17 protein-coding genes and 2 tRNA genes are annotated in these 25,336 nt (G+C 63.6%); 2 read left to right on the forward strand and 17 right to left on the reverse strand.

The window, feature by feature from the left end; genetic code table 11:
• Positions 1-12: 12 nt before the first annotated feature.
• From ACFVTG_RS07410 to ACFVTG_RS07465, 12 genes are all read right to left on the reverse strand, one after another.
• Entirely contained in the window at positions 13-984 is a 972-nt protein-coding gene (locus ACFVTG_RS07410) for an electron transfer flavoprotein subunit alpha/FixB family protein (protein ID WP_390279258.1), read from the reverse strand.
• Positions 985-997: 13 nt separating this feature from the next.
• Complete coding sequence (locus ACFVTG_RS07415) at positions 998-1,765, reverse strand: electron transfer flavoprotein subunit beta/FixA family protein (protein ID WP_390279260.1); 768 nt, start codon at positions 1,763-1,765, stop codon at positions 998-1,000.
• A gap of 184 nt (positions 1,766-1,949) precedes the next feature.
• A complete protein-coding gene (locus tag ACFVTG_RS07420) occupies positions 1,950-2,321 on the reverse strand; it encodes a VOC family protein (protein ID WP_284754776.1) in 372 nt (123 codons plus the stop codon).
• A gap of 112 nt (positions 2,322-2,433) precedes the next feature.
• The gene (locus ACFVTG_RS07425; protein WP_390279262.1) at positions 2,434-3,177 is read right to left on the reverse strand and encodes a hypothetical protein; all 744 of its coding nucleotides are present in this window, start codon (positions 3,175-3,177) and stop codon (positions 2,434-2,436) included.
• Positions 3,170-4,576 carry a hypothetical protein gene (locus tag ACFVTG_RS07430; RefSeq protein ID WP_390279264.1) on the reverse strand — a complete coding sequence of 469 codons (1,407 nt, stop codon included), beginning with the start codon at positions 4,574-4,576 and terminating at the stop codon, positions 3,170-3,172. The genes ACFVTG_RS07425 and ACFVTG_RS07430 overlap by 8 nt, the downstream gene beginning before the upstream one ends.
• Positions 4,577-4,677: 101 nt before the next feature.
• Complete coding sequence (locus tag ACFVTG_RS07435; protein WP_390279266.1) at positions 4,678-4,971, reverse strand: hypothetical protein; 294 nt, start codon at positions 4,969-4,971, stop codon at positions 4,678-4,680.
• Positions 4,968-5,756 carry an ABC transporter ATP-binding protein gene (locus ACFVTG_RS07440; RefSeq protein WP_390279354.1) on the reverse strand — a complete coding sequence of 263 codons (789 nt, stop codon included), beginning with the start codon at positions 5,754-5,756 and terminating at the stop codon, positions 4,968-4,970. The genes ACFVTG_RS07435 and ACFVTG_RS07440 overlap by 4 nt, the downstream gene beginning before the upstream one ends.
• A gap of 33 nt (positions 5,757-5,789) precedes the next feature.
• Positions 5,790-6,032 (reverse strand): hypothetical protein, encoded by a 243-nt coding sequence (locus ACFVTG_RS07445; protein ID WP_390279268.1) that lies wholly within the window; start codon positions 6,030-6,032, stop codon positions 5,790-5,792.
• Between the two features lie 515 nt (positions 6,033-6,547).
• A tRNA-Met gene (locus ACFVTG_RS07450) sits at positions 6,548-6,624 on the reverse strand.
• A 334-nt stretch (positions 6,625-6,958) separates the two neighbouring features.
• Positions 6,959-7,032, reverse strand: a tRNA-Met gene (locus ACFVTG_RS07455).
• 202 nt (positions 7,033-7,234) lie between these two features.
• Positions 7,235-10,237, reverse strand: coding sequence for a UPF0182 family protein (locus tag ACFVTG_RS07460; RefSeq protein ID WP_284751575.1), 3,003 nt, complete (start codon positions 10,235-10,237; stop codon positions 7,235-7,237).
• A gap of 133 nt (positions 10,238-10,370) precedes the next feature.
• The gene (locus ACFVTG_RS07465; RefSeq protein WP_390279270.1) at positions 10,371-11,588 is read right to left on the reverse strand and encodes a PDZ domain-containing protein; all 1,218 of its coding nucleotides are present in this window, start codon (positions 11,586-11,588) and stop codon (positions 10,371-10,373) included.
• A gap of 217 nt (positions 11,589-11,805) precedes the next feature.
• On the opposite strand from ACFVTG_RS07465, the gene ACFVTG_RS07470 reads away from it, so the two are divergent.
• The gene (locus ACFVTG_RS07470) at positions 11,806-13,251 is read left to right on the forward strand and encodes a zinc-dependent metalloprotease (RefSeq protein WP_390279272.1); all 1,446 of its coding nucleotides are present in this window, start codon (positions 11,806-11,808) and stop codon (positions 13,249-13,251) included.
• Between the two features lie 15 nt (positions 13,252-13,266).
• Here the strand turns inward: ACFVTG_RS07470 and ACFVTG_RS07475 are convergent, their stop codons facing one another.
• Genes ACFVTG_RS07475 through nudC form a run of 3 tightly spaced genes read right to left on the reverse strand, consistent with a single transcriptional unit; the run spans position 13,267 to position 17,011 of the window.
• Positions 13,267-13,896, reverse strand: a complete 630-nt coding sequence (locus ACFVTG_RS07475) for a M48 family metallopeptidase (protein WP_390279274.1) — start codon at positions 13,894-13,896, stop codon at positions 13,267-13,269.
• A complete protein-coding gene (locus ACFVTG_RS07480) occupies positions 13,896-16,028 on the reverse strand; it encodes an ATP-dependent DNA helicase UvrD2 (RefSeq protein ID WP_390279276.1) in 2,133 nt (710 codons plus the stop codon). The genes ACFVTG_RS07475 and ACFVTG_RS07480 overlap by 1 nt, the downstream gene beginning before the upstream one ends.
• A complete protein-coding gene (gene nudC, locus ACFVTG_RS07485; RefSeq protein ID WP_284751579.1) occupies positions 16,025-17,011 on the reverse strand; it encodes an NAD(+) diphosphatase in 987 nt (328 codons plus the stop codon). Before nudC ends, ACFVTG_RS07480 begins: the two co-directional genes overlap by 4 nt.
• A 143-nt stretch (positions 17,012-17,154) precedes the next feature.
• Here nudC and ACFVTG_RS07490 point away from each other — a divergent pair, with 143 nt between their 5' ends.
• Complete coding sequence (locus ACFVTG_RS07490; protein WP_284751580.1) at positions 17,155-18,453, forward strand: macrolide 2'-phosphotransferase; 1,299 nt, start codon at positions 17,155-17,157, stop codon at positions 18,451-18,453.
• A 34-nt stretch (positions 18,454-18,487) separates the two neighbouring features.
• Here ACFVTG_RS07490 and ACFVTG_RS07495 read toward each other — a convergent pair whose 3' ends face one another.
• The gene (locus ACFVTG_RS07495) at positions 18,488-22,066 is read right to left on the reverse strand and encodes an ATP-dependent helicase (protein WP_390279278.1); all 3,579 of its coding nucleotides are present in this window, start codon (positions 22,064-22,066) and stop codon (positions 18,488-18,490) included.
• Positions 22,063-25,329, reverse strand: coding sequence for an ATP-dependent helicase (locus tag ACFVTG_RS07500; RefSeq protein ID WP_390279356.1), 3,267 nt, complete (start codon positions 25,327-25,329; stop codon positions 22,063-22,065). Before ACFVTG_RS07500 ends, ACFVTG_RS07495 begins: the two co-directional genes overlap by 4 nt.
• Positions 25,330-25,336: the final 7 nt, after the last annotated feature.

Raw genomic sequence — 25,336 nt, forward strand, 5'->3', positions numbered from 1 at the left:
CCTGTTACGCCGTCAGTTGGAACGGGCTTTGACGGCCTCGATGAGTTTCGGAACCACCGTGAAAATATCGCCCACGATTCCGAAGTCGGCCACCTCGAAAATGGGCGCGTCCTCGTCTTTGTTAATGGCCACAATGGTCTTCGCGGTCTGCATGCCCGCGCGGTGCTGGATGGCTCCGGAAATTCCCAATGCGATGTACAGCTGCGGGGACACGCTCACACCGGTCTGGCCTACCTGGGCCGTCTGGGAAACGTACCCGGCGTCGACGGCGGCGCGTGACGCACCGATCGCCGCCCCCAGCGTGTCGGCGAGCTGTTCAACCAGGACAAAGTTCTCGGACGAGCCCAAACCCCGCCCGCCCGAAACCACCGTGGCGGCACTCCGTAGCTCAGGCCGGACGGAGACGGCGACGTCGTCGTTGAACCGGTCAATGACTGCGGCACCTTCTGTCCTGACTTCGAGGGACACAATGTCCACTCCTGCTGTGACTGCGGGAGCCTCGCCTTCGATCGCCCCCTGCCGGATGGTCAGGATGGGCAGCCCGCCTTCCACCACGGACTCGACCGTGTAGGCCCCGCCAAATACCGAATGCTGGGCAACAACCGTTCCGTTGTCGCCACGAACCTGCACGACGTCGGCGAGCACGCTTCCGCCGACCCGCACGGCAAGCCTTGCAGCAGCTTCGCGGCCGTCCACCGAGTTCGCGGTCAGGACGGCAGCCGGCCCATAGGCGTCGACGGCCCCGCTCAGGGCGTCCACTGCGGGTGCCACCAAAACAGTGCCGGCGACAGCTGTCACCGCCGAGTAGATCCTTGCCGCGCCCAGCTCACCCAGGCGCGCGACGTCGTCGTCCGCCAGGGGTGCAGGCGACACGACGACGGCGACCGGAGAGCCCAGCGTGGCTGCGGCAGCCAGCAGCCCTCGGGCGGAAGCGGCAATCTCGCCGCGGTGGGAAACTTCAATGAGCGCCAAGACGTTTGACATTTCTTTTCCTCCCTCAGACCAGGCGATTCGCGACGAGGAACTCGGCCAGCTCGTCGGCCGCGGTCCCGTCATCTATGAGTTTTCGTCCGGCCGCGCGCGGCGGCCGCTCAACGGTGGAGACCACTACGGTGTGGCTGGCGCCCGTCGGGACGCCAAGCTCGGCGGCGGACAACGTGGTGACGGGTTTGCGCTTGGCCGTCAGGATGCCCTTGAAGTTGGGAAACCGGGCCTCCGGGAAACGCTCGGTCACAGTGATGATGGCGGGCAGTCCGGCACGGACATTGAGGGTTCCACCCTCACCCTGGCGAACGCCGCTCACGCCGTCGTCGGCGATTTCCGCGGAGATCAATGAACCCAACAGTGGCAGTTGGAGATGTTCGGCAACCATGGCGGGCACGACGCCGGCGCGGCCATCCGTCGATTCGTTGCCGGCCATCACCACGTCGAACCCAGTAGACCTCAGTGCAGCCGCCAGCGTTGCGGCCGTTCGACCGGTGTCGGCGCCGGCCAGGGAATCATCCACAATGTGAACCCCTGAATCGGCTCCCATGGAGAGGGCCTTGCGCAAGGACTGCGTGGCGTCGTCAGGACCCATGGTCATTGCCACAACCTCGGTGCCTTTGTTGGCATCCTTGATGCGCAGCGCGGCTTCGAGGGCGCGCTCGTTGATTTCATCGACCACGGAGTCGGCAGCCTCACGGTCGAGCCGGCCCGTTGCCAGGTCGAGCTTCCGTTCCTCGGCCGTATCCGGCACTTGTTTGACGAGCACGACGATCTTCATTCAACAGCTCCCTCGATGCAAATGGCTGACGCTTGGAATCGAGAATACTAGGAACTCCTAGTATTTACCATGGAGCGAAGGACGGAATGCTAGGAACTCCTATTGATTCTGCCGGGATTCTCCGCGCCGGGCATGGGGATTCGGGCCGGCAGCAGGTTGCAGGCCTTCTTTCGAAGCGATCGATCTAGCCCTGGCGAATGCCGAGGGTGTTCCCGTCGGGATCACGGAACCATGCGCCACGGGCGGGGCCGAGCTGAGCGATGTGCCCTGTTGTGGCAAGGGGACCCTCTGTGTAGTCGAGGAACTCTACGCCCTTGGCGGCCAGGTCTTGGACGACCGCCTCGATGTCGTCGACTTCGAAGTGGGCCAGGGTGTGCTCGGTGGTAGTAGGCGGACGCTTGAAGACTGAGATCTCACTGACGGGGCCGCAGCGGTACCGCACGCCTATCGGAGTTTCCCAGAGGAAGGTCAGCCCCAGGACGCCGCCGTAGAATTCCTTCGCCCGATCCAGATCCGTGACCGGAATTGTCGCCACGACCATCGTTGCATTGATCATCTCGGGCCTCCTCAGGCTGGCCCGTTCCGTCAGGATGAAGGGGCCATTCGGCCCAAGTGTCATCCTCCAGGAGCTGGACTGTCAACGCTTCAAGCGTTCGGTTCGCGGTGCGTCACGCCGGGCCTTGCCTCAGAGCCACGCGGAGCATACGCCCATCGCCGTCATCGCGAAGCAGCAAAGCAAGATGCGAACCTGCGACTACTGCTGAAGTCCAGAATAGGACGGGCAACGATGCATAGAAGAGCCATAGCACCACTGGGAGAATAAGCGGTGCAGCGGGGCCGGCAATAGTGACGGCAAGGTCCTGATGTTTTGGCAGGCAGCAACGAACCAGTCGCAACCTCCCTGCACGGACACTGAACAAAGCCGGCGCAGATGGCGCAAAGATCCTGAAGGTGGCCACGTGTCCCAGTTCGTGCAGAATCAACGACACCAGGACGAGGAAGACCATCGCGCTGAGAAGGCCAAGGATAAGCAGGCCAGTGGGTTCCGTCCCCCACCAAGCTCCAGTGACGAGCGCCAGGGGCCAGCCCAGCTTTCTGAGCATCATCGTCAAGGATTGGGCTTGGGCGCGTACCCCACCCGGTAGCAGAGCTGCCGATGCAGTGGCGGGCAAGGGAGCAGCGCACAGCAGTTTGTTGAGGAAACTTCGGTGCCCGACGTGCCGGGCTGAAGCCAGCCCGCTGTCGAGGGCCTCGCGAGCACGCACGAAGTCTTCGGGGCTGTCGCCTGGTCTGATAATCGGCCGCGGAGCCAAGATGGATATCCCCAGCGGAGTGTAGGCCCATTTCCCGTCTTGCTGGACAACACCCTCAACCGGATAAAGCTCGGTTCCTCCGGCCGCTTCGTCATCCATCTTTGGACACCCGGAGTACAAGGAGACCAAGTGCCGATGCAAGGAGGACAGTCAAGACTGCGCTGGAGAGAATCTCCCCGAGGTACGAAGCATCGCCAAAAAACTTCCCGAGCTGCGTTCCCGTCCAGCGCGACGCCGAAGACGAAGCGCCATAGATCAGGAAGACCGTGAAGCCAGTGGCACCGCTGGCCAAAGGCTGCTCGCGGCTGAATGGCACGAGCACTCCACCGATCATGCCTGCAGCCCAAGCCAGGACAGCATCAGGAATAAGTCGGGCCCAATGATCCGCGGTGAGGAGACCCGCAGCGACCAACGATCCGACGAAAACAGCACCAATCACCAACGAGATCATTGAGCAGGCGATGAGTTTGGGTGCAACCCAGGAAGTGGCGCGTCCAATGAGGTGACGCTGGACCCAGTGGGTCCTGCTTGTCAGCCCGTAGGATTGCATGCCAACCATACAAGGTGCTACAGCCAAGCTGGGCGCTACGGCCGCTGCGAGGAACTCGAACTCAGGGTGGGTGGACAAGGCAACGATGCCGCCAAGCCCTATCGCCAACAGAAATACCAACACGGTGAACTGGTGGCTGCGCAAGAGTTGTATCCCGTCGATGTACGCGGCAGCAAGCAGCCTGTTCCGGGGAAGTGGGGCGTTGGCGAAGAGCCGGAGCGTTACGTCCGCGTGGTTGTCGATGTCCACGCGAGCCACAAGAAACATCAGGCCCAAAGGAACCGCCAGCCAGATAACACCCATCACGAGGTCCTGCCACGGAGCAGGGGCGCCAGTCCACAACGGCGCCAGTGCACGCCCCCACAGACGGTGCATGGCGAAGTTCCGTGGACCCTCGACAGTATCGGCCATGCTCTCCGGCAGCGGCAGGACATCTGTCCAGACGAGCAGTGTGCTGATGATGAAGCAAGAAACCCCGGCGAACGTCAGGGCGTAGTAGCGCGGTAACTTAAGCCAACGCCGGTACACGTAGCCCAGGGTTTGGAACATGGCCAGGACCAGCAACTCGGCAGAGGCAAGGAAGGCCACAAACAGAATTGACGCAACCGCAGCAGCCCAACCGTCAACGCTGGTGCGCCAAAGGGCGGCGAGTGAAGGAATGCAGAGGCCGAAGGCCAAAATGAAAGACAAAGCCAGCACCGGCATCTGCAGCCCCGCGAAAACCGCCCTCCGGGAAACCGGGAGCATCTCCAGCAGAGTCCCAAGGGAGTTCCTGGACGGGCCTAGTATCGAGAACAAAGCGGTCAGAAACACGATTGTCAGGAACGGGCCGGCCAACATAAAGGATAGCAATCCGGGTGTGAGCGTGATCTGTTGTGTTCCTTCTGCGCTCCCGACCAGCAAAGCCAGGATCGTCCCGAAGGCCATGGCGGTGGCAACTGCCGTCAACGTGAAAGCCCTGATTGTAGTTACAGAGAGCCGGAGCTGTCCCGCCGTCTCTCTCGTCCAAGCTGTGAGCGTAGTGCGGGCGACCGTCGCTGCGGCGCCCACTAGTTGCGTCCTGAGGGTCCCGGGGACGCATTGCTGCTTCGCACCGCCATCAACACGCTGACAAGCACCGACAACGCTATGACCACAAGGATTCCGGCGAAGTTGGGCTGGAATTCCAAGGCCAATGCCCCGTTTTCGGTTCCGGCCGTGGCGGTAAAAAGGCCCGGCAGGGTCGCCGGGGAGCCCGTCGAAATGGCGATCACGCTCGTGGCCACGAATAGAATGAACGAAAGCGCCAGTCCCCCGGCCATACCACCCAGGACAGCACCAACTATTTTCGACGTCGTGTTCATTGAGGTCCCTCCTCGAGCCGGCCAACGCGGAGCGCCGCCTGTAGTTGTTCCCGACGCTCCGCCTGGAACTCGTCAAGATTCGTTGCTTGAAGGAACACGGCCTCAAGCGATGCGAGCCCTCCGTAGGCTTCGCGAAGTCCGGAGGGGCTGCCCAATGCGGCCTGTTGACCGTTATGGAGGATCATCACCCGATCACAATCGCGCTCGGCCCGAAGCATGTCATGTGTGGCTATCAGCGCCGAACCGCCAGCCCCGGCGAACATCGCCAGCAAATCCCGAAGCACAGCCGCAGCTTCCGGATCGAGCCCGCGAAACGGTTCGTCGAGGACGAGGAGTTCCGGAGAATGCATGACGGCGGCGATCAGCTGCAACTTCCGCTTCATGCCATGGGAGTAGCCAATGATGGATCGTTCCAGGGCCGTCGTCAGACCAAGCACGTCGGCCAACCGGGCGGCAACGTCCCCGTCGTCACGCTTCCGGAGCCGGTGATGGAGATCCAGGTATTCAGTGCCCGTCAACGACAAAGGCAACGGCAAGTCATCGGGCGCGAACCCGATCCATTGCCGGGACTCCTTGTGGCCAATAGGAATGCCGTTGACTTCAACACTGCCCCGGCTCGCATCAAGCAAACCAGTCAGGATGTGAAGGGTGGTTGTCTTTCCGGACCCGTTCGGGCCGAGGAGTCCGAATACTTCTCCGGGTACAAGCTCGAACGAGATGTCCCGCACCGCTTGTACCGTTCCATAGTCCTTTCCGAGCTCCTCGACCCTGCAGGTGAAATGCACAGATTTCAATGGTTCATTCACCGTTGCGTCGATCTAGACCCGGCAGTAGAGCTTCCCCGTTCCCCCGGATTCCCAACTCGGCATATCCACTGCCGGCCAAGCGCCACGCTGCTGGCAATACCAGAACCAAGCGGCAACGAAGCCCATGACGATGACGGCTACAATCGGGATCACGATCAGAAATCCGACGTCGTTCTTACGACGGGCCATCGCGTCCGCGGTTTGTTGTGGGATTAGTGCGGGAGCCGTGAGCAATAGCGTTGAGAGTTTTTGCATCGATTTCCTCCTAGCTTCTTGAACTGGCTGCGGGGAAATCCCGTGATGAAGCTTTGTTCCCCCGCCCAAGAAACTAGCGCGATATTTCGCCTCTCAGCGGTCGAAGTGGTCAAAATCCGTACAGATTTGCCAAAAATCAGTGTGTTTTTGGGCAATCTCAGTGTGGACCTCGGCCCTTCTACGTGTGAAAAAACGTTTCACCCGGATCGGCCCGCATAAGCCGTCTAAATCCGTGTCCAAGACCAGATCCAGATCGACAGGATCTGCGCACACCGCTGGATTCTGCTAGATCATTCGCTTCGCTGAGGTTGCCCGCCCCGTGATTCCGCGGGCCCGGAATTTGTCGATTCGAATGATTGAGCAGAATCTGACATCCCAGCGAAGACGATCCCGGGACGGACATGACGCATCAGGGATTTACACACGTTTTGTCCTATGACCCCGGGATCGAGAGGGCTGCAAAACAGGAGTTAAACGAAAGAGTCCGCCCAGACGGGCGGACTCTTTCGTTTATTTGGTTGCGGGGACAGGATTTGAACCTGTGACCTCTGGGTTATGAGCCCAGCGAGCTACCGAACTGCTCCACCCCGCGTCGCAGAATCAACTCTACCGCACATTCGAGGGCGCCCCTGACCATTCAGATGTGCGCTGCAGCACGATGGGATCTGGAGGACCTTCGGGCGCAGTGACAGCCCTTGAGGGGGCTATTCTCGGGGGCTTGGCGCCATCCTGACCTTCTTTGCTTTGGGAAAGCGCTTGCGACACGGCGAGTCGCGTCATATCGGCGTCGAGGCGGCGCAAAGAAGGTCAGGACGGAGTCTGCACGCCCACACGGGGGACACGATCTACCCATCCCCCCTCCACAAATTGGTGGAAAACAAAAAGATCCGGCACAGTGTTTCCACTGTGCCGGATCTTTTCTCCAGTTGCGGGGACAGGATTTGAACCTGTGACCTCTGGGTTATGAGCCCAGCGAGCTACCGAACTGCTCCACCCCGCGTCGCAAGAACTACTTTACCTGCAGGTGAATGTCAGGCCAAATCCAAACGACGTGACCTCCGTCTCCCCTGTCCAGCGGCCACCTCTCACGGGCCGCCAGATCAGAAGCCAGATCAAGAGAAAACCGGGCCAGCCCTCGTCTGAGGGCTGGCCCGGTCTTTCGAAACCCCAGCCAAGCCGAAATCAGCCTGCTGGAGAATTGCCTACTTGCTCGGCGAAGGCGACGAGGACGACGACGGCGACGGGCTCGCCGAAGGGCTGGCACTTGCCGACGGAGCCGGAGTGACACCAAGCCGGGACTCGGCGTCGAGCGCTTTCTGTATCGCCGCGGACAGGATGCTCTGCTGGGCACCGTATCCGGCGAAGTCGCCCTTGGCCAGTGCAGCCTGGCCATCCTGGATGGCCTTGTTGGCCTGATCCAGTGCAGCCTTCAGCTGGGCCTGCGCATCCGCTGCAGCCGGTGGCGTCGTTGTCCCCGGCGGAGTGGGAGTCTGGCCGTTATTGGCCGAGTCCCCTGCCGATGCTCCTGAGTCACCGCCGAAGAGGATCTTCAACGCACCGTCGAGCGTGGGGGCAAAGCCGACCTTGTCGCCAAAGGCCACGAGCACGCGCTGAAGCGTCGGATATGACGTCTCACCAGTGGACTTCAGATAGACCGGTTGGACATAGAGCAGGCCTCCGCCCACCGGCAACGTCAAGAGGTTGCCATTGAGCACATCAGATGCTCCCTGCCTGAGCAGGTTGAGTTCCCGCGACACTTCAGGATCGGAGTTGAACTTGTTCTGGGCCTGGCCGGGGCCCGGTACCTGGGTATCCGTTGGCAATTGGAGTAATCGCAACTGGCCATAGGTGTCGGCCTTCACCCCCTTCTGGCTACCGGCGTCGGAATCGGCCGCGAGGAAGCCGTACAGGATGTTCCGGGCGGCGCCGTTGACCACCTGCGGGATGAACGACGATGTCAGCTGGAAGGCCGGCTTGGTCTGGTCAGGCATCTGCAGGGACATGTAGAACGGAGGCTGCCGCACGGGATCCGTGACCGTGGGGTCGTTCGGAACGCTCCACGCGTCGTTGTTCTGGTAGAAGCTGTCCGCATTGGTCACGTGGTAACGCCCAAGCAACTCACGCTGGACCTTGAACAAGTCCTCCGGGTAGCGTACGTGGCTCATCAGCTGTCCCGACATCTCCGAGTACGGCTTGACGGTGGTCGGGAAGATCTTCTCCCACGACTTCAGGATGGGGTCCTGGTCATCCCAGGCGTACAGCGTGACCGAGCCGTCATAGGCGTCAACAGTGGCCTTGACCGAGTTCCTGATGTAGTTGACCGTGCTGTTCGGCAGGGCCGCAGTGCGCCCGGAGGTGGTCTGCGAATCGGCCGTAGCGTTTCCCAGTTGCTGCTGCTGGGAGTAGGGGAAGTACTGGCTGGTAGTGTAGCCGTCCACGATCCACTTCACCCGGCCGTCGACCACTGCGGGGTAAGCGCTGCCGTCCACCGTCAGGTAGGGAGCAACCTTTTCCACGCGCTCACGCGGAGTGCGGTCGTATAGTATCTGCGACTTCTCGTTGACGCCGTCAGAGAGCAGCAGGTCCGAGGACTGGAACTTGATGGAGTACAGGAGTCGGTTGAACCAGTTGCCCACGCTGGGGCCACCGTTGCCGGTAAAGGTGTATTGCGTTTCGGTGGAGGTGTCCTTGCCGGCCGGACGGTCCTGTTCACGGTGCGGAGCGCCATCCGGGGCACCGACCACTGAGTAGTCCGGCGAATCTTCACCGAAGTAGATGCGGGGCTGGTAGCTCGCATCGCTGCCAAGCGTACCCATGGATGGAATTCCGGACAGCAGGAAGTCCGGTTTGCCATCAACCGTGAAGGTATTGCCCTTGGCGGCGACGACGCCGTAACCGTGGGTGTAGACGATGTGCCGGTTGACCCAGGTCTGCTGGCTGGCGTTCAGCCCGTCCTGGTTCAATTCGCGGACAGCGATCACGGTGTCCTGGGTCTTGCCGTCCACGGTGTAACGGTCGACGTTGAGAGACTTGGGGAACTGGTAGTACGGACGGTACTGCTCCAGCTGGGAGAACGCCGAGGAAACCAGGTTCGGGTCCAACAGCCGGATATTGGCGGCCGTCTGGGCGTCCTTGGCAAGCGCCCCGGTCTTGGCGTCCGTGGTGGCGTTGTACGGAGAAACCTTGATCTTGTCCAAACCGTAGGCGGACCGGGTCATGGCAATGTTGCGGTCAATGTACTTGTTTTCCAGCGTCTGCTCCGAGGGGCGGACTTGGAACTGCTGGATGACCCATGGGTAGACACCGCCAGCGAGGATGGACGTGATGATCAGCATGGCCGTGCCGATGACGGGCAAGCGCCAACGGCCAATCACGGCGGCCACAATGAAGAGGATGGCTACCAGACCCGCGGCAACGGCCAGGATGGTCTTCGTCGGGATCACCGCATTGACGTCGGTGTAGAGGGCGCCTGCCCAGTGTCCGCCGTTGTTTTGGACGGTGCTGTAGACGTCAAGCCAGAAGTTGGCTCCAAGCAGCAGCAGGAAAACAGCCCCGGTCACGGCCAGGTGGATTTGGGCGGCACGGCTGGTGAAGATCCCCCGCTCCATGAGCCGGATACTGCCGTAGAGGTAGTGGGTGAGGATTCCCGCGATTCCGGCAATCACCACAACGCTCATGAGGAAACCCGTGACAAAGCCAAGGAACGGCAACGTCATGAGGTAGAAACTGATGTCCAGGCCAAACTGGGGATCGGTCTGGCCGAACGGTACCTGGTTGAAGAACAAAAGCACCGCTTGCCACTGGCTCGCGGCCGCGCTGCCGGCGAACAGGCCGAACAGCACGGGGATGCCGATCATGACCACGCGTCGCACGGGTTCCAGCTGGGCCTGGTACCGGTTCAGGTTGTCCCTGACCTCGGCATCCGGGGCATAGACAGGCCGCGCATGGTAAGCAACGCGGATTGCGTAGAAGATCGGCACGGACATCAGGACGAAGCCCGCGAGGAAAATTAGTATCCGGGCAAGGTTTTCCTTGAAATAAACTTCGAAGAAGCCCAGCTGCTGATACCAGAGGACGTCTGTCCACACATTGGCGAAGAAAATGAATCCCACCACCGCGACGGCGACGATGATCAAAGTTGGAGTGAGGGCACCCCGTCTCCGCTGCGGTCTTCCGGGCGGGCTGGTGCTGGCTGGACGGGACAAACTCGATACCTCATCGCTGGTCGTCAGTTAACGGTCATCAGTGCGTGTGTTCGTCGGCCCCGGTGCCGGGTGCTAATGGCGGAGGCCGTCACTAGTGCCACGAGTGGCAGTGGAGCTAAGTTCCATCATCAGTCTAGTTGTTGGAGCATGTCGGGAGGCGGGACATATCCTGGCCCGAGGCGAGTCGCTCCACGGCTGATTTTGCGTCCGCCAGAGTGTCCACTTTGACTACCTGCAGCCCGTCCGGAATGTGTCCTACTACCTCGTCGCAATTGGCGGCAGGCGCGAGGAAAAGCGTGGCGCCGCCGTTGCGGGCTCCGCGCATTTTCTGGGCGATCCCGCCAATAGGTCCCACGGTGCCGTCCGGCGAAATGGTCCCGGTACCGGCCACATGCTTGCCCCCCGTGAGGTCGCCGGGGGTGATGCTGTCGATGATGCCCAGCGCGAACATCATGCCGGCGCTCGGTCCGCCCACCTGGTCCAGGGAGATCTTGACGTCAAACGGGAACGTGAACTTGTACTGCAGCAGCACGCCCAGGATGTACTTGCCGTTTGAGCCCTTGCCCGGGGTGATGCTCACCGTCACGGGCTTGCCATTCCGGTCGACGACGACGACGGCGGGCGCGCCCGCGCCGTCGGCCAGTGCGGTTTGGACGACGTTCAGGGACGTAATCGCCTTGCCGTTGATCGACGTGAAGACATCTCCTGTTTGGAGTTTGCCTGCAGAGGCGGAGCCGTCAGACAACCCCGCGACTTCAAGCTTCTGCCCGTACGGAATGTTCTCTTCCTGCAGGGCCGAGGCAACAGCGTTCTCCTGGGACGTGGTCATGGCAAGCGCGCTTTCCTGTTCGGATTGCTGCTTGGTGGTGCCCTTGGGGTAGAGAAGTTCTTCGGGGTACACAGCCTTGGAACCGTCCAGCCAGGCTTGGAAGGCCTCGAAAATGTTGACGGGTCCGTTGGGACCGCCGTTGATGTAGACGGTGGTCAGGTCCAGATTTCCTTTGGCAGGATACGTCGCGTGCCCGGTGATGCTGATGACCGGTTTGTTGTGGTCCGTGCCCAAGGTGTTGAACGTCGGCCCGGGAGACTCCACGACGTAAGGAACAGGGAGAACAGCCGCGGCGATTCCCAACACAATGGTCAGGGCGCCGGAGACGAGCATCGCGATGTACCGTCCGTCGCGGCGCTGTGCCGCTTGGGGCGCGCGGGGCGGTTCCTGCCCTGGCTCCTGCGATGCTGCCGCATCCTGTGCCGGGGAATGGCCGGGCGACGTCGGGACGCCCTGGGGGTTGGAGGGGCCGAGAGGCTGTCCGGGTTCCCCGGCAGCTCCGGGGCTCGGCAAACTAGTCAATGAAAGACCTCTCCGCGCCGGGAACCGTGTGCCCGACGCTACCGTTTCGACTCCCTCAGGGTGGAGGCGAGTAAACATACCAACGATCCACCCTACGTCGCTGTGCCCGCCAGACCTGCTTTGCCTAGAGCGAACGACGCGTTATTGAGGCAGACAGCCCCCGGGCATCGCGGTACCTTGAAAGTGATCACCAGTCACACCGACGATCGGCGGCACCATGACCTCCAACCCCAATACCCCCTCCAATGGAGACGATTCCCCTGTGGATCCCTTGGCAGAAATGCTGAAGAACCTGATGGGCGGGCAAGGCATGGGCAACATCGACCCCGCCGAATTAGCCAAGGCCGCGGGGCTCCCGAACGATCCCAACATGCTGCAGCAGATGTTCGCCCAAGTGCAGGCCATGATGAGCTCCACTTCCGAGGGCCCTGTCAATTGGCAGCTCGCACACGAGAATGCCCGCCGCGTTGCCGCTGCGGGCACGGATCCGTCGGTGAATGCCCTGCAGGCCCGAGAAGTCGACGAGGCGCTCCGGCTCGCGGAACTCTGGTTGGATCCGGTCACCGATCTTCAGGCGACGGGCCTCATCGGCCGCGCCTGGTCCCGCGCCGAATGGGTGGAAGCCACCCTCTCTACGTGGAAACGACTCACGGAACCGGTGGCCAACAGCATCGCCAATGCCCTGTCGGACGCGCTGACACAGCAGATGCCGGAGGAAATGAAGGCCATGATGGGTGGCACCTCGTCCATGTTGCAGAACATGGGCGGAGCCATCTTCGGCATGCAGCTCGGCCAGGCCATCGGTGCCCTGTCCGCCGAGGTGGTCAGCTCTACCGATATCGGAGTTCCGCTCGCTGATCTCGAGATGGCATTGCTACCGGCCAATGTGGCGAAATTCGGTGAAGGCCTGAGCGTCCCGGAGAACGACGTCCGGCTGTTTCTCGCCGTCCGCGAAGCCGCTCATGCCCGGCTCTTCGTGCAGGTTCCCTGGCTGCGAGGCCATCTCCTCGGCGCCATCGAAGCGTACGCCCGGGGAATCCACATCGACATGTCCCGCGTCGAGGACCTCGCCCGGGACCTGGATCCCGGCAACCCAGAGGGCATTCAAGAAGCCCTCTCCCAAGGGGTGTTCACGCCCGAGCGCACTCCCGAACAATCGGCCGCCCTGGAGAAACTCGAAACCGCGCTCGCGCTGGTTGAGGGCTGGGTGGACGAACTGACTGCCGCCGCCACCGAGAACGTGCTGCCATCCGCCGTCGCGCTCCGCGAGACGGTGCGGAGGCGCCGCGCCACGGGAGGACCCGCTGAACACGCGTTCTCCTCGTTGGTGGGACTCGAACTGCGCCCGCGGCGCCTGCGCGAAGCCGCCACACTGTGGGCCGCTCTGAAGGACGAGCGTGGAATAGCCGGCCGCGATGCCATCTGGCAGCACCCAGATTTGCTCCCCACGGCGCATGACCTCGACGACCCAGCGGGCTTCACGGAACGGCGCCGCCTGGCTGAAGCCAGCGACACCGAAGTGGACGACGCGCTGCAGAAGCTCCTTGAAGGCGGCTACGACGCTCCGAACGATGAGGAGAAGGGCGAGGGCACACCGGAGGCTCCGAAGCCTGAAGACGGCGATTCCACTGACGACACGGAGCCCGGAGAGCCCAAGGCTTAGCCGCTCCTAAAACGCCTAATCGGCGTCGGCGTCCCAGCCCCCGGCCGGGACGCCGACGCCTTCTTCATCCGGTCCAAGCCCCCGCGACGTCGCAAAGGCGACGCCCTCCAGGAAGGCCTTGGCACGCTGCGTTTCGGGGTACGCCTCCAGCAAGCGCCAAAACGCGGCGTTGTGCCCGGCCACGAGCAAATGGGCGAGTTCGTGGAGCAACACGTAGTCGACCACCCACTGCGGCATCGCCTGGAGCTTGTCCGAAAGCCGGATGGTCCCGTCCGCCGGAGTTGCCGAGCCCCACCGTGACTTCTGGTTGCTGACCCAGCGCACCGACGTCGGTGTGGCACGCCCGCCCAGATACCTCGAAGACAATTCCGCGGCACGACCGGCAAGGGCGGCGTCGCTCGCGGGTCTCCTCCTGCCGGCGCCTTGGGCGCCCCTCTCACCCTGACGCTTGAGCTTGTCCAGCATCCGCCGGACCCATTCACCCTCTTGAGCTTTCGTGAAGTGGGCAGGGATTGCAACAACTGCGTTCCCATCCTCCCAGAAAGCCGCCACAGTACGACGGCGGCGGGCCGAGCGACGCACGACGACGGGTGCGCCGTCGTCGGTGGTCAGCGGCAAAGCGGGCTGTCCCGCGACCCGGGGCACTAGGCAGACCCGTTCTCGACCAGAACCGCCAGCACGGCTTCGCCGTACTTTTCCAGCTTGGAAGGACCGACACCAGCGAGTTTTGCCAGTTCCTCGAGCGACGCCGGGCGGGCCTCGGCGATGGCCGTCAACGTCGCGTCCGTGAAGACCACATAAGCGGGAACCTCGTTGCTCAGGGCCTCTTCCTTGCGCCATTGCCGCAAAGCCTCAAAGGTCTGTTCTTCGTATGTGGGCGGGCACTGGCTACAGCGACCCACTTTGCGTTCGGCGCCAGTGGCGAGCATGGTGCCGCAGACCCTGCACGACGCCGGTGCTGCCGCCTTGCGCCGTGGCGTGGCCCGGCTGCGCGCGCTGGCTCCGAGCACCGAATCGGGGCGGAGTCCGTCGAGGAAGCGTGAAGGCTTGCGGTTGGCACGGCCACCGGGCGTGCGTGCCGTGGACCAGGACAGGGTCAGGTGCTCGCGTGCCCGCGTGATTCCGACGTAGAGCAGGCGGCGTTCCTCGTCCACGCTCTCGGGAGTGTCGGCGAAGGAAATAGGCATAAGTCCCTCGCTCAGGCCAACCAGGAACACAGCATCCCATTCCAGGCCCTTCGCGGCGTGCAACGATGCGAGCGTCACACCTTGGACCGTAGGGGCGTGCTGGGCCACCGAACGTTCCTGGAGTTCGTTGACGAATTCCATCAACGTGAATTCCGCCCCGCGGCTGACGGCGAGTTCGTCCGCGAGCGCCACGAGCGCTGCGAGGGACTCCCAGCGTTCGCGGAGGGCGCCGCCGCTATGCGGGGCGGAATCCGTGTAGCCGAGCGAAGCCACGATGTCCCTGACCAGTTGACCGAGCGGCTCCTTAGTGGAATCTTCGGCTACCGCACGTGTGGCGGCGCGCAACTGGAGGATGGCGTCCCGGACTTCCTTGCGCGCGAAGAACCGCTCACCGCCTCGCAGCTGGTACCCGATACCTGCGGAAGCGAGTGCTTGTTCATAGGCTTCCGATTGTCCGTTGGTGCGGAACAGCACGGCAATCTCGCTCGCCTTGGTACCGGCGTCGATCAATTCCCGGATCCGGCCTGCGACTACCGCCGCCTCGGCCTCGTCGTCGGGGCATTCCATGAACCGCGGCTCCGGTCCGGCCGGGCGCTGGGCCACCAACTGCAGTGGCTTGGCCCACGCGGCGTCGGCAACAGTTCCACCGCTGCGGCGGGACCCGAGGAGATCGTTGGCCAGCTTCACCACTTGGGGCGTAGAACGGTAGTCACGGACCAGTTTGACGACCGTCGCCGAGGGGTAATGGCCCTTGAATCCCAGGAGATGCTTAGGAGAAGCTCCCGTGAAGGAATAGATGGTCTGGCTTGCGTCGCCCACGACGCAGAGTTCGTCACGACCGCCAAGCCACAGTTCCAAAAGCCGTTGTTGAAGCGGAGAAACGTCCTGGTACTCGTCCACCACGAAGTGCCGGTACTGCTCGCGGACTGTGGCAGCCACTTTCGGGTCTTCCTGGAGGATGCCCACCGTGATCAGCAGTACGTCCTCGAAGTCGATCACGTTGCGGTCGGTCTTCACGTCCTCGTAAGACTGGAAAACCCGTGCGACGGCTGTGAGGTCGAAGCCTCCCGGAGTGCCTCGGCCATGCGCGTTCTCAAGGTAGTTGGCCGGCGCGAGCATGGATACCTTGGCCCACTCGATCTCCGCCGCGAGGTCGCGGATGGAAGCCCGATCGGTACTCAGCCGGAGCCGCCGCGCGGCTTCGGCGATCATGTTCGCCTTGTGGTCCAGCAAGTTTGGCAGGACGCCGCCGATCGCCTGCGGCCAGAAGAACTGCAGTTGCCTGAGCGCAGCGGCGTGAAAGGTGCGTGCTTGGACGTTTCCGACGCCGAGATCCCGCAGCCGGCTGCGCATCTCGGCGGCGGCCCGGGAGGTGAAGGTGACAGCCAGGAGGCGCTGTGGGCTGTAGACCCCGGAGTGGACACCGTAGGCAATGCGGTGCGTGATGGCCCGGGTTTTTCCGGTACCCGCTCCGGCGAGAACGCACATTGGCCCGTTGAGGTTGCTGGCGACTTCGCGCTGCTCGGCATCGAGGCCGCCGAGAATCCGGTCCTCGAGTGAAACGGTGTCGTTGAAAATGCCGCCTGTCACTGCTGGAGGTCCTCGATGACGCCGCCGTACCAGTGCTCGATCAGGGAACGCGCGATCGAAAGCCTCGTGGAGATCGTGATCTCACCGCTGAGCACGGCTGCTTGGAGTTCCGCGCGGCTGAACCAGCGCGCCCGGGTGACCTCGACGCCGTCGGGCCGGGCCTCGACGTCGTCCGTTGTTGCCGTAAACCCGAGCATAAGCGAGGCCGGAAATGGCCACGACTGCGAACCAAGGTACTGGCAAGCGGTGACCCGCACACCCACTTCTTCCCCGATTTCGCGAACCACGGCCTGTTCAAGCGATTCCCCTGGCTCAACGAAGCCGGCCAGCGTGGAGTAGTTCTTGGCGTCAAGCGGCCCGCCTCCACCCAGGAGCAGCCTGCCGTCGGAACCGACCACGGTGACAATGATGGCCGGATCGGTCCTCGGATAGTGCTCCGATTTGTCCCGCGGGCATCGCCGCACCCAGCCGCCGGCTTCGATTTCCGTGGGAGTTCCACACTGCGGGCAGTGGGTATGGGTGGCATGCCAATTGGAAATGGCACTGGCCTCGACAAACAAGGCTGTGTCCAGTGCACCAAGGCGGGCGGCTACCTCCCGGAATCCCGCCCACGAGCCATCGGCCGGAAGGCCCGCGGCTCCAGGCGAAACCGGCTCAGCAGGGACAAAGAGGACGATTGGTGTTTGCTCCGGGACGGAGGAAGCAGCAAGGGTCCGGCCGAGATAAATGGCTGTGAGCGGTCCGCTTGCGGCTTGGAGGGATTCGAAGAGCGGCGCGGCGTCGCCCAGCCACAGCTTGTCGCCCACTACGAGGGCTTGGCGCTGCGACAATACCAGGGCCTTGGCTTTGCCCGATGAGATCACTTCGTCAAGCATGCCCGGTTTCAGGCGTTCAGCAGATCCACGGTCAACCATGGCGGGGCGCACGGGAAGAACGGTATCGATAAGGTGGTTTGCCGGCGCCTGGAACTCGGTGAAACTCATGTACCTACCGTACTGACTCGCACCGACAATTGACATTTGGATCCTCCAGCGATGCACGCCCCTGGATGCTGTTTTCCTGCGGATCTCGAGACTCGCCGCGCTGCATCGCTGCCAGAGGCGCTTGTCAATCTACCGTGGAAGACGTGAGAAGAACACCGTTCGAACTGGCCGCTGTAGCTACCGCGGCGGTGCCCGGCCTGACGCCGATGGCTGCCGCCTCCGCCCCGGATGATGCTGCCGATTTCGATTCGGCACTTCTGCTGGATTCGGAGGGCAAGCGTTGGCGCGTCCGTTCACCACGCCATCCGGAAGCCAGTGCCCGGCTGGAAACCGAGTTCATGATTCTCAGGGCTTTCGCCCCGGCCATCCGGGCCGAGCTGCCCTTTCTGATGCCTACCGTGGCCGGAACGGTTCGCCAGGGTGCGCTGAGCACCTTTGTATACGCACACTTGGCGGGGGCCACGCGCAGCATCGAAGAGCTGTCCACCTGCAATGATGCCTTGGCCAAGGAGATCGGCACGGCTCTGGCAGCGGTCCATGACCTCCCCCAGTCCCTCGTCAATAACGCCGATCTTCCCAGCTACACGGCAAACGAATTCCGCCAGCGCAAGTTGAACGAGCTGGACCAGGCCGCCACCACGGGCAAGATTCCGCCCTCCCTGCTCCGCCGCTGGGAGCACGCCCTGGAGGACGTGGCGCTGTGGCGCTTCAATCCGTGCGTGGTCCACGGCGATCTCCATGAAGACAATCTGCTGATCGACGGCGACAGCGTCACCGCCCTGACAGGCTGGACGGATCTGCGGATCGGCGATCCTGCCGATGACTTCGCCTGGCTCGTGGCGTCAAACGAACAGAAGTTTGTTGAGTCCGTCCTCCGCCACTACACGGAAGCCCGGCGGGACACGCCTGACGGCCACTTGCTGCGACGCTCGGCACTTCTTGCCGAATTCGCCTTGGCCCAGTATCTCGTCAAGGCCTTGACAGCCGGTCACAGCGAGATGACGGCAGAAGCCGAGGCGATGCTCAAATCCCTCGCCGACGACATCGAAGAGCAAAACGCATTGGCAGCCGAGGAGGCAGAGGCCGCCGCTGCGGAGCTTGCCGCTGCCGACGGGCTGGCGGCACCGGCAGTCGTCATTGCTTCGGAAGCCAAGGCCCCGGAGGGCGGCTCAGCGAAGCCCACGGTGAGTGTTACAGCCATCCCCGAGCCTGCTCCCGACGACGTTCCCGAGGTTCGCCCGGAGACGGCCGCCGCAACGCCCTCGGTCACGGTTGAACCGTTGGATGTCGCCACCACAGACGAAGCCGCCGTGGAGCCTGCGGAAGATTCAGCAAACGGAACCGGCTCCACGCCGGAGGCGCCGTCCGAATCAGACGACACGTCGACGACGGCCCTCCAGGTGGTGGAGCCCGCGCCGCTCCAGGACGCCAAGGACCACTAGTCCGTCCCGGCTTAGCTACCGTGGTTTCGATTGCCTAGTGGTTTCGGTTGCCTAGTGGTTTCGGTTGCCTAGTGGTTTCGGCTGCCTGGTGGTTTCGGTTGCCTAACGCGGAAGCGATGATCTTCTCCAGTTCTTCGGCTGTGCCCAGGTCGTGGGGCCGCACGACAGCGTCGTCGGCAACGTAGTAGAACGCTGCACTGACGTGCTCCAACGGCACACCCTTGAGGCGCGCCCATGCCAGCCGGTAGACGGCCAGTTGCACGGCACGGGTCTTGAGTTGCCTGCCGGCCGGGCGCTTGCCCGTCTTCCAGTCCACCAGTTCCCACGTGCCGTCCGCGCCGCGGAAAACTGCGTCAATCCGTCCGCGCACCACGACGTCCCCGATCCTTGTTTCCACGGGAACTTCGACGAAAGCCGGGGACCGGTGTGCCCATTCTGAATTGGTGAACGTCGCCACCATGTCATCGAGTCCGTAAGCTTCGTCGATATGGGAATCAGAACCGGGCGCTTCGTCGAGATCCAGCATGCCTGTGGTTCCGTAGTATTCCTCCACCCAGGAATGGAACGCGGTGCCTTTGCGTGCCGAGATCCCGGGCTGCCGGGGCACCGGACGCCGGAGCTGGGCCAGGACCGCAGCCGGATCGTCTCCGAGGTCGACGAACATGGATGCTGAGATGTGTCCGGGCAAATGGACGTCCTGGACGGGTTTCCGCCGCAACTGCCGTTCCAGCAACAGCTCCGCTTCGGCGGCCCAGCCGGCTGCCGCCCCGCGGAGGGAGGTCAGGGTGGCATCGACCAGCGGCGCATCCGGTCGCAGTGCCTCAACAGCGTCCCGGACCCGGGTTGCTGCCGCTTCCATGGCGGCCCGCCGCCCCGGTACCAAGCGGAGCCGTTCCCCCGTACGAGGGTCGCTGGGACCTTCGAGCGGATCATAGGGGAAGATTGCCACCTCTGTGCCGGCGGTCAGGGGGCTCTCAGTGGGCAGCGCGTCTTCGCTGAGGGACTGCGGGTGAATGGCAGCGGCCGATGCTCCGCCGGAATGGTCTCCTGCCCCACCGGCGAGGCCGGCCAGCTCGGCAAGGAAAGGTGACGTCTCCGCAATGCCTGCCCGGGAACCATTCCACGCGGCGCTCGATGCCCACAGGACGAACTTTGCACGGGTATAGGCAACGTAGGCGAGTCGCCGCTCTTCAGCCTCGCCGTGATGCTGGACTTCCGATTTGAAGTCCTTTTCTGCGTCCAGCCAGCCCTTTTGGTCCGGCTGGTCCAGATCCCATTGGGGGAGGTCCGCCCGGTCGCCACGGAGGGGCCATGGCAGGGCCGCGGTACCGCTGCTCCACCGGGAGTCCCGGTTGCTTGGGAAGGCTCCGGCGTTGAGGCCAGGGACGAAGACAACGTCCCATTCCAAGCCTTTGGAGGCATGAACTGTCAGCAGTTGCACGGCCTCGTGGTTCACCTCGGCGTCGGCCATGTCCAGTCCGCCTTCTTCTGATGCGGCCGCCTCAAGCCACCCCAGGAAAGCCAATAGATCGACGCGCTGCGAGGTCTGCAGGAAACCCGCCGCGGCGTCATGGAATGCGTCCAGGTTCCGGCGGGCCTGGTGGATACTCGTGCCGGGCTTGGCTGCGACTTCGATGTCCAGCAGCATGGCACGTTCCACCTCGCCAATTAGCGTGGTCAGATCGTCTCCGATGAACCCGCGCAGGTTCCGAAGCTCTGCAGACAAGCGGCCGAGACGGTCCAAGGCCGCAACGCTGAGGGAGCGTCCATGGCCGGAGGTCCACCCCGGGCGTGGCAGGAAGTCCAGCGCTTCAACAAGGCTGGCTGCATCGGTTATGTCGCTCTCCACGACCGTCTCCATCGGGCTTTCATCCGCGCTTGACGGATCGTCCCCCATACCGCTGTCTCCCGCACCGCCGTGGGATCGCCGCCTGGCAAGGAACTGCGACCAGTCGCGGAATGCCATCAGATCTGCAGTTCCGATCCTCCACCGGGCGCCTGCCAGCAAACGCATCAGGGCATCGGAACGGCCGGGATCGGCGAGGACCCGGAGCGCTGCCACGAGATCCACTACTTCAGGGGTATCGAGGAGGCCGCCCAGTCCGACTATTTCGTACGGGATCCCTTGGACCTCGAATTCACGCCGCAAGCACTCCATCTGGGCCCGACGGCGGCAAAGTACTGCCATGGTGGGAGAAACCGGCGTACCGTCCGCAGAGGTTTCAAAGACTGTGCGCCGGTAGCGGCGGACGTCCCGGGCAATCGCTGCGGCTTCGTCTTCATCTGTGGCAAAACGTCCGAGAACAACGTTGCCGTCCACGGCCGCCGGGCTCGGCTGCAGCGGAGGCACCGCCACGGCACTGTCTTCGGCCCTCGAGCCCGGGGTTCCCTCACTCGCGCCGGCCTTGTTAAGCGGCGCAGAAATGACATTGGCGGTGGCCAGGATGTTGCGCCCGTTCCGCCAAGCAGTGGTCAGGTACGAGGTAGGTGCGGTGGCAAGGGATCCCGCTCCGACGCTGTCTTCCACCCGGACGGGAAATTCCTGGACAAAGTGGAACAGTTGGCCGGCCGATGCACCCCTGAACCCATAGATGGATTGGTTGGGATCCCCCACCGCCGTCACGGCGTGCCCTCCTCCGAACAGGCGGGAGAACAGGACTAGTTGCGCGTGCGAGGTGTCCTGGAATTCATCCAACAACACAACCTTGTACCGGGCCCGCTCGGTGGCGGCCGCCAAGGGTATGTCCTGGGCAATCTTCGCAGCGAGCGCAACGAGGTCGCCGAAGTCCAGGACGCCGCGGTCCCTCTTGGCGTCTTGGTAACGCCCCACCATATCCGCGACACTTGCCCTGGTCCGCAACATGGCGCCGAGATCGCCGGCGGCTTGGGTTGGGTTCTTTTTCGCCGCGGACATATAGGGCAACTGCGCGAATTCGGACACGCGCTCCATCAACCAGCGCTGAACCTCGGCGGGTTCGCGCAAGTGTTCGGCGCACTCGCCGGCCAATTGCATCACGGCGTTGACCAACGTTGACTTGGCAGCGGTGAAGTGCTCATAGTCGCCGTCGTAAGCTTCGACCACTTCACTCGCAAGCTGCCAGGCCTGGGCGCCGCCGAGCAGCACCACATCGCGCTCGATACCCAGGCGCAGACCGTAATCGGACACGATCCCGCTGGCGTAGGAGTGGTAGGTGGACACTTTGGGTTCAAGCTCGTCGGAGCCGGCAACCCCCTCCGGGAAGCCGAACTGCCCGTTGTCCGAGGACGCGATGCGCTGCAAGGTGGCCAATTTGGCCCGGATGCGGCTGGCCAGCTCCCCTGCCGCTTTACGGGTGAAGGTGACGCCAAGGACCTCTTCGGGGCGAACCCATCCGTTCGCGACGAGCCACACCACCCGGTCCGCCATAGTTGCGGTTTTCCCGGATCCGGCGCCGGCGATGACCAGCCGGGGAGTCAGGGGCGAGGCAATGATGGCGGATTGCTCCTCCGTGGGACGGTTCCGTTCGCCGAGGATATCGGCCAATGCGCCGGGCGAGAATCGAGGTTCCGGCAGTACGGAGGCAACCTCGGCGGCCTCTCCGGCTTCGATTCCGGCGAGTGTCTGGACGGTCATTCGGTGACCTGCTTTCCCCTGGCGCACAATGGGCAAATATCGGGCAGACGGCAGCCGTGGCCTCCATGGCTGCCCTTTGAGGGATCGTGACGTGCTTCGAAGCTTGCTCCGGCCATGAGCACGGCGGCCTCGCTGACAAGGTCCTGCGCCCAGTTGTCTCCCGGGTCCAGGGGCTCTTGCACTTGGACCGCCGGTGTCTTCGTCTTGGTCCCCAGCTGCGCCAGGACGGCGCCGCCCGGGACAAGCCCCGGAACAGGCAGATCCTGGAATGCCCCGTGCAGCACGGCCGCCTGATAGGCACCCAGCTGGGGGTGCCTGGCGAGCTCGGCTTTGCCTGGCTGGCGTTTGCCCGTCTTGAGGTCAACAATCACCAGCCTGCCCTCAGTGTCTATTTCCAAACGATCCACTTGTCCCCGAAGCACGGCGTTCCGGACAGCATCGGAATCCTCGGCAACGTGGCCCAGGCGGACTTCCGGAAGGGGAACCTCGAAGTCCGCTTCGACCCCGGCCAGGCTTCGGCCCTCGCTCCGCATGACAAGGACGTATTGGGCGAGTTTCCGGACCATCTGCTCTGCTCGCTGGAAGTCAAGCCTGCCCTCCCAGTTGTCCTTCATGCCCAGGGTCGGCCAGCGACGCACAAGCTCCGCGACATACTCGGCCCCGGAGGCATCGGGCAACTCCTGGGCAATCGCATGGACCAAGGTGCCCAGGCTACGGGCAAAGTCGGTAGCGGCTTCGCCACCTGCCGCCTGGACAAACCAATCCAACGGCGATTTGTGCACAGTTTCCACCTTCGAAGGAGAAACGAACACCGTGCCTTGCGCCGGGACCACCGGTTCCTCGCTGCTGAGCGGTGCCAATCCCCACCAGGAATCCGGATGCGCCCCCGGCACTGCAGGCTCCGCGGTGGCGAGGTGTGCCAGCACGCGCGCGGCTTCGGCGGCGTCCTCGGCCACGCCCGGGCGGGCAAGCGCGGCGTCGTCCGGCTGAACGCGCTGCCTCAACTCGGCCACCAAGGCGCGCAGGGTCATGGGCCGGCCAACCGGCGTGTACTCGCGCCTGTATTGCCCTGGTTCCAAAGGCACCACGTAGTCGAGAAAGGCCGATTGCTGCTCGTCTTCGGAAGAAACCGCTGTGCATATGAGGACTTCCCGGGCACGCGAAACGGCTGTGGAGAAGCTGCGCAGTTCGTCGTAGCGGATATCCCTCAGCCTGCTGAGGGGCCCTCGCTGCAAGGCGTGTTCAACTCCATGCTCCACGGCATCGGCAAATAAAGTACTGCCGAGGAGTTCACCCCGGAGCCTGGTATTGGGCCAGACGCCCTCCTGCAGGCCCGCGACGATAACCACGGCCCACTCCCGCCAGGCCGCGCTGGCCGGCGTCATGAGCTCCACCGCTTCCTCCAACTGCGCCCTGGCGGCAAGGGTGTCCATGGGGAGTTCCTGGCTGAGCAGATATTCCAGGAACTGTTCGGGACCTGAGCCAGGGAGCTGGTCGACGTAGCGCTCGGCGGTGTGGAACAGGGCCATCATGGCGTCAAGGTCCCGGTCCGCGCGGGCGCCGGCCGCGCCGCCGTCGAGCGCCATTTCCGTCCAGCGCGAAGACAGACCGGTGGCTTGCCACAACGCCCACAACACCGTCTCCGCGTTGGCTCCGGGTTCGGCGGCCGCCGAACGTCCCGCCGCGATCATGCGGGCCAAACGCCGTGCCGAGCTACCCTCGATACCCAAAGACCCCAGCGCCCCCGGCTCCAGCAACGCTTCAACCAACAACGCATCGCTGGACCGTCCACCGCCGCCCAACAGCTCCTCCCGGCGCAAGGATTGCCGTAGGCGGCGCAACTCGATGGCGGTAGCGCCGCCGATCCTCGACGTGAGAAGCGAGACGGCAGACTCAGGCGTCAGCTTGGCGGCATCCAGGACGACGCCGTACACCTCAAGCAGGGGACGAACAGCCACTTCGTCGCGGACAGCGGAATCCGCGACCGGGACACGGACGGGGATGCCTTGGCCGCTCAGATAACGCTGCAATTGCGCTAGTTGACCACCGTTGCGCACGATCACAGCAATGTCGCCGAACTCATGGTTCTCGCGCAGCTGTGCTTCGAGGATGCGTTGTGCCACGTAGCGCAATTCGTGGACTGTGGAGGGAAGGACATGTGCTTCCACCCGGCCCGCGCCCTGCCTGCCTCCGGAACGCGTTTCCTCCGCCGATGCAGGCAACGGGTCCAGGCGCCGCGCCAATTGGCCTCCCGCACGCTGCGAAATACGCGCAGCCACGCCGGTCCACGCCTCCGCAACGACAGGGCGATGCCGGTGGGTGTGCCATAGCGGAAGCTCCCGCACCGTGCCTGCAAGGCCTCCGAGAAGCCGCGGCAGTTCGGCGACAAGGTCAGGACGGGCACCGCGGAACCCTTGGACCACGGTGTCCGGGGAGGACGCCACCAAAACGTCCTTTCCTTCTGCAATGTCCGCGAGCAGTTCAAACACGGCGGGATTTGCCTCTTGGACGTCGTCCACCAGGATCAACTGCAGCCGCTCGCGCTCTGCCGCCAGGAATCCGGGCGAGTCCTGGAAGATCTGGCGCGCCGCGGTGATGATTCCTGCCGGGTCAAAGGCTTCCGGCATGCGCAGGTCCAGGACATCCCGGTACTCCGAATAGAGGTCTGCGGCAGCGATCCAGTCCGGTCTGCCGCATTCATAGGCAAGCGACGTGAGGTCGTCCGCAGTGCGGCCGGATTCGATGATCCGGTCGAAGAGTTGCCGGATCTCCTGGCGGAAACCCCGAGTTGGCAACGCGGCCGACAAGTCCTGCGGCCAGGGAAGTTCGAAGCCCGGCCGGGCGTGCCCCTCCAGCAGTTCCTTGATGATGAGGTCCTGTTCCGGCCCCGAGAGCAATTTGGGCGGCCGCTGCAGCGGCAGCACGCCCTCGGCCTTGGCTCGCCGGATCAGGTCGAAAGCGTATGATGCCCAGGTGCGCGCCGGCGTCGTACTCAAGCTGCGGTCCAGCCGCCCGGTAAAGGTGTCCCGCAACGCCGACGCCGCATGCCGGCCGGGTGCGAGAATCAGGATCCGTTCCGGATCCACGCCGTCACGCTGAACCCGGCGGACGGCGGTTTCCACCAGCACAGTGGATTTTCCGGTGCCCGGCGCCCCCGGTATCAGGACCGGCCCGGATCCGTGCGGGAGCCCGACGACGGCAGCCTGGTCGGCTGACAACTCCGGCGCTGCGTAGTGGACCTCGCGCGGGGGAAGCAGGCGCAACCGGGCG

It is taken from the genome of Arthrobacter sp. NPDC058127, from assembly GCF_042884555.1.
Lineage (GTDB): Bacteria > Actinomycetota > Actinomycetes > Actinomycetales > Micrococcaceae > Arthrobacter.

Coding starts and splice junctions, on each gene's coding strand:
- ACFVTG_RS07495 (WP_390279278.1), bottom strand. CDS start 22,066: ATGACCGTCCAGACACTCGCCGGAATCGAAGCCGGAGAGGCCGCCGAG.
- nudC (WP_284751579.1), bottom strand. CDS start 17,011: ATGAGTTTCACCGAGTTCCAGGCGCCGGCAAACCACCTTATCGATACC.
- ACFVTG_RS07470 (WP_390279272.1), top strand. CDS start 11,806: ATGACCTCCAACCCCAATACCCCCTCCAATGGAGACGATTCCCCTGTG.
- ACFVTG_RS07425 (WP_390279262.1), bottom strand. CDS start 3,177: ATGGATGACGAAGCGGCCGGAGGAACCGAGCTTTATCCGGTTGAGGGT.
- ACFVTG_RS07445 (WP_390279268.1), bottom strand. CDS start 6,032: ATGCAAAAACTCTCAACGCTATTGCTCACGGCTCCCGCACTAATCCCA.
- ACFVTG_RS07415 (WP_390279260.1), bottom strand. CDS start 1,765: ATGAAGATCGTCGTGCTCGTCAAACAAGTGCCGGATACGGCCGAGGAA.
- ACFVTG_RS07410 (WP_390279258.1), bottom strand. CDS start 984: ATGTCAAACGTCTTGGCGCTCATTGAAGTTTCCCACCGCGGCGAGATT.
- ACFVTG_RS07435 (WP_390279266.1), bottom strand. CDS start 4,971: ATGAACACGACGTCGAAAATAGTTGGTGCTGTCCTGGGTGGTATGGCC.
- ACFVTG_RS07420 (WP_284754776.1), bottom strand. CDS start 2,321: ATGATCAATGCAACGATGGTCGTGGCGACAATTCCGGTCACGGATCTG.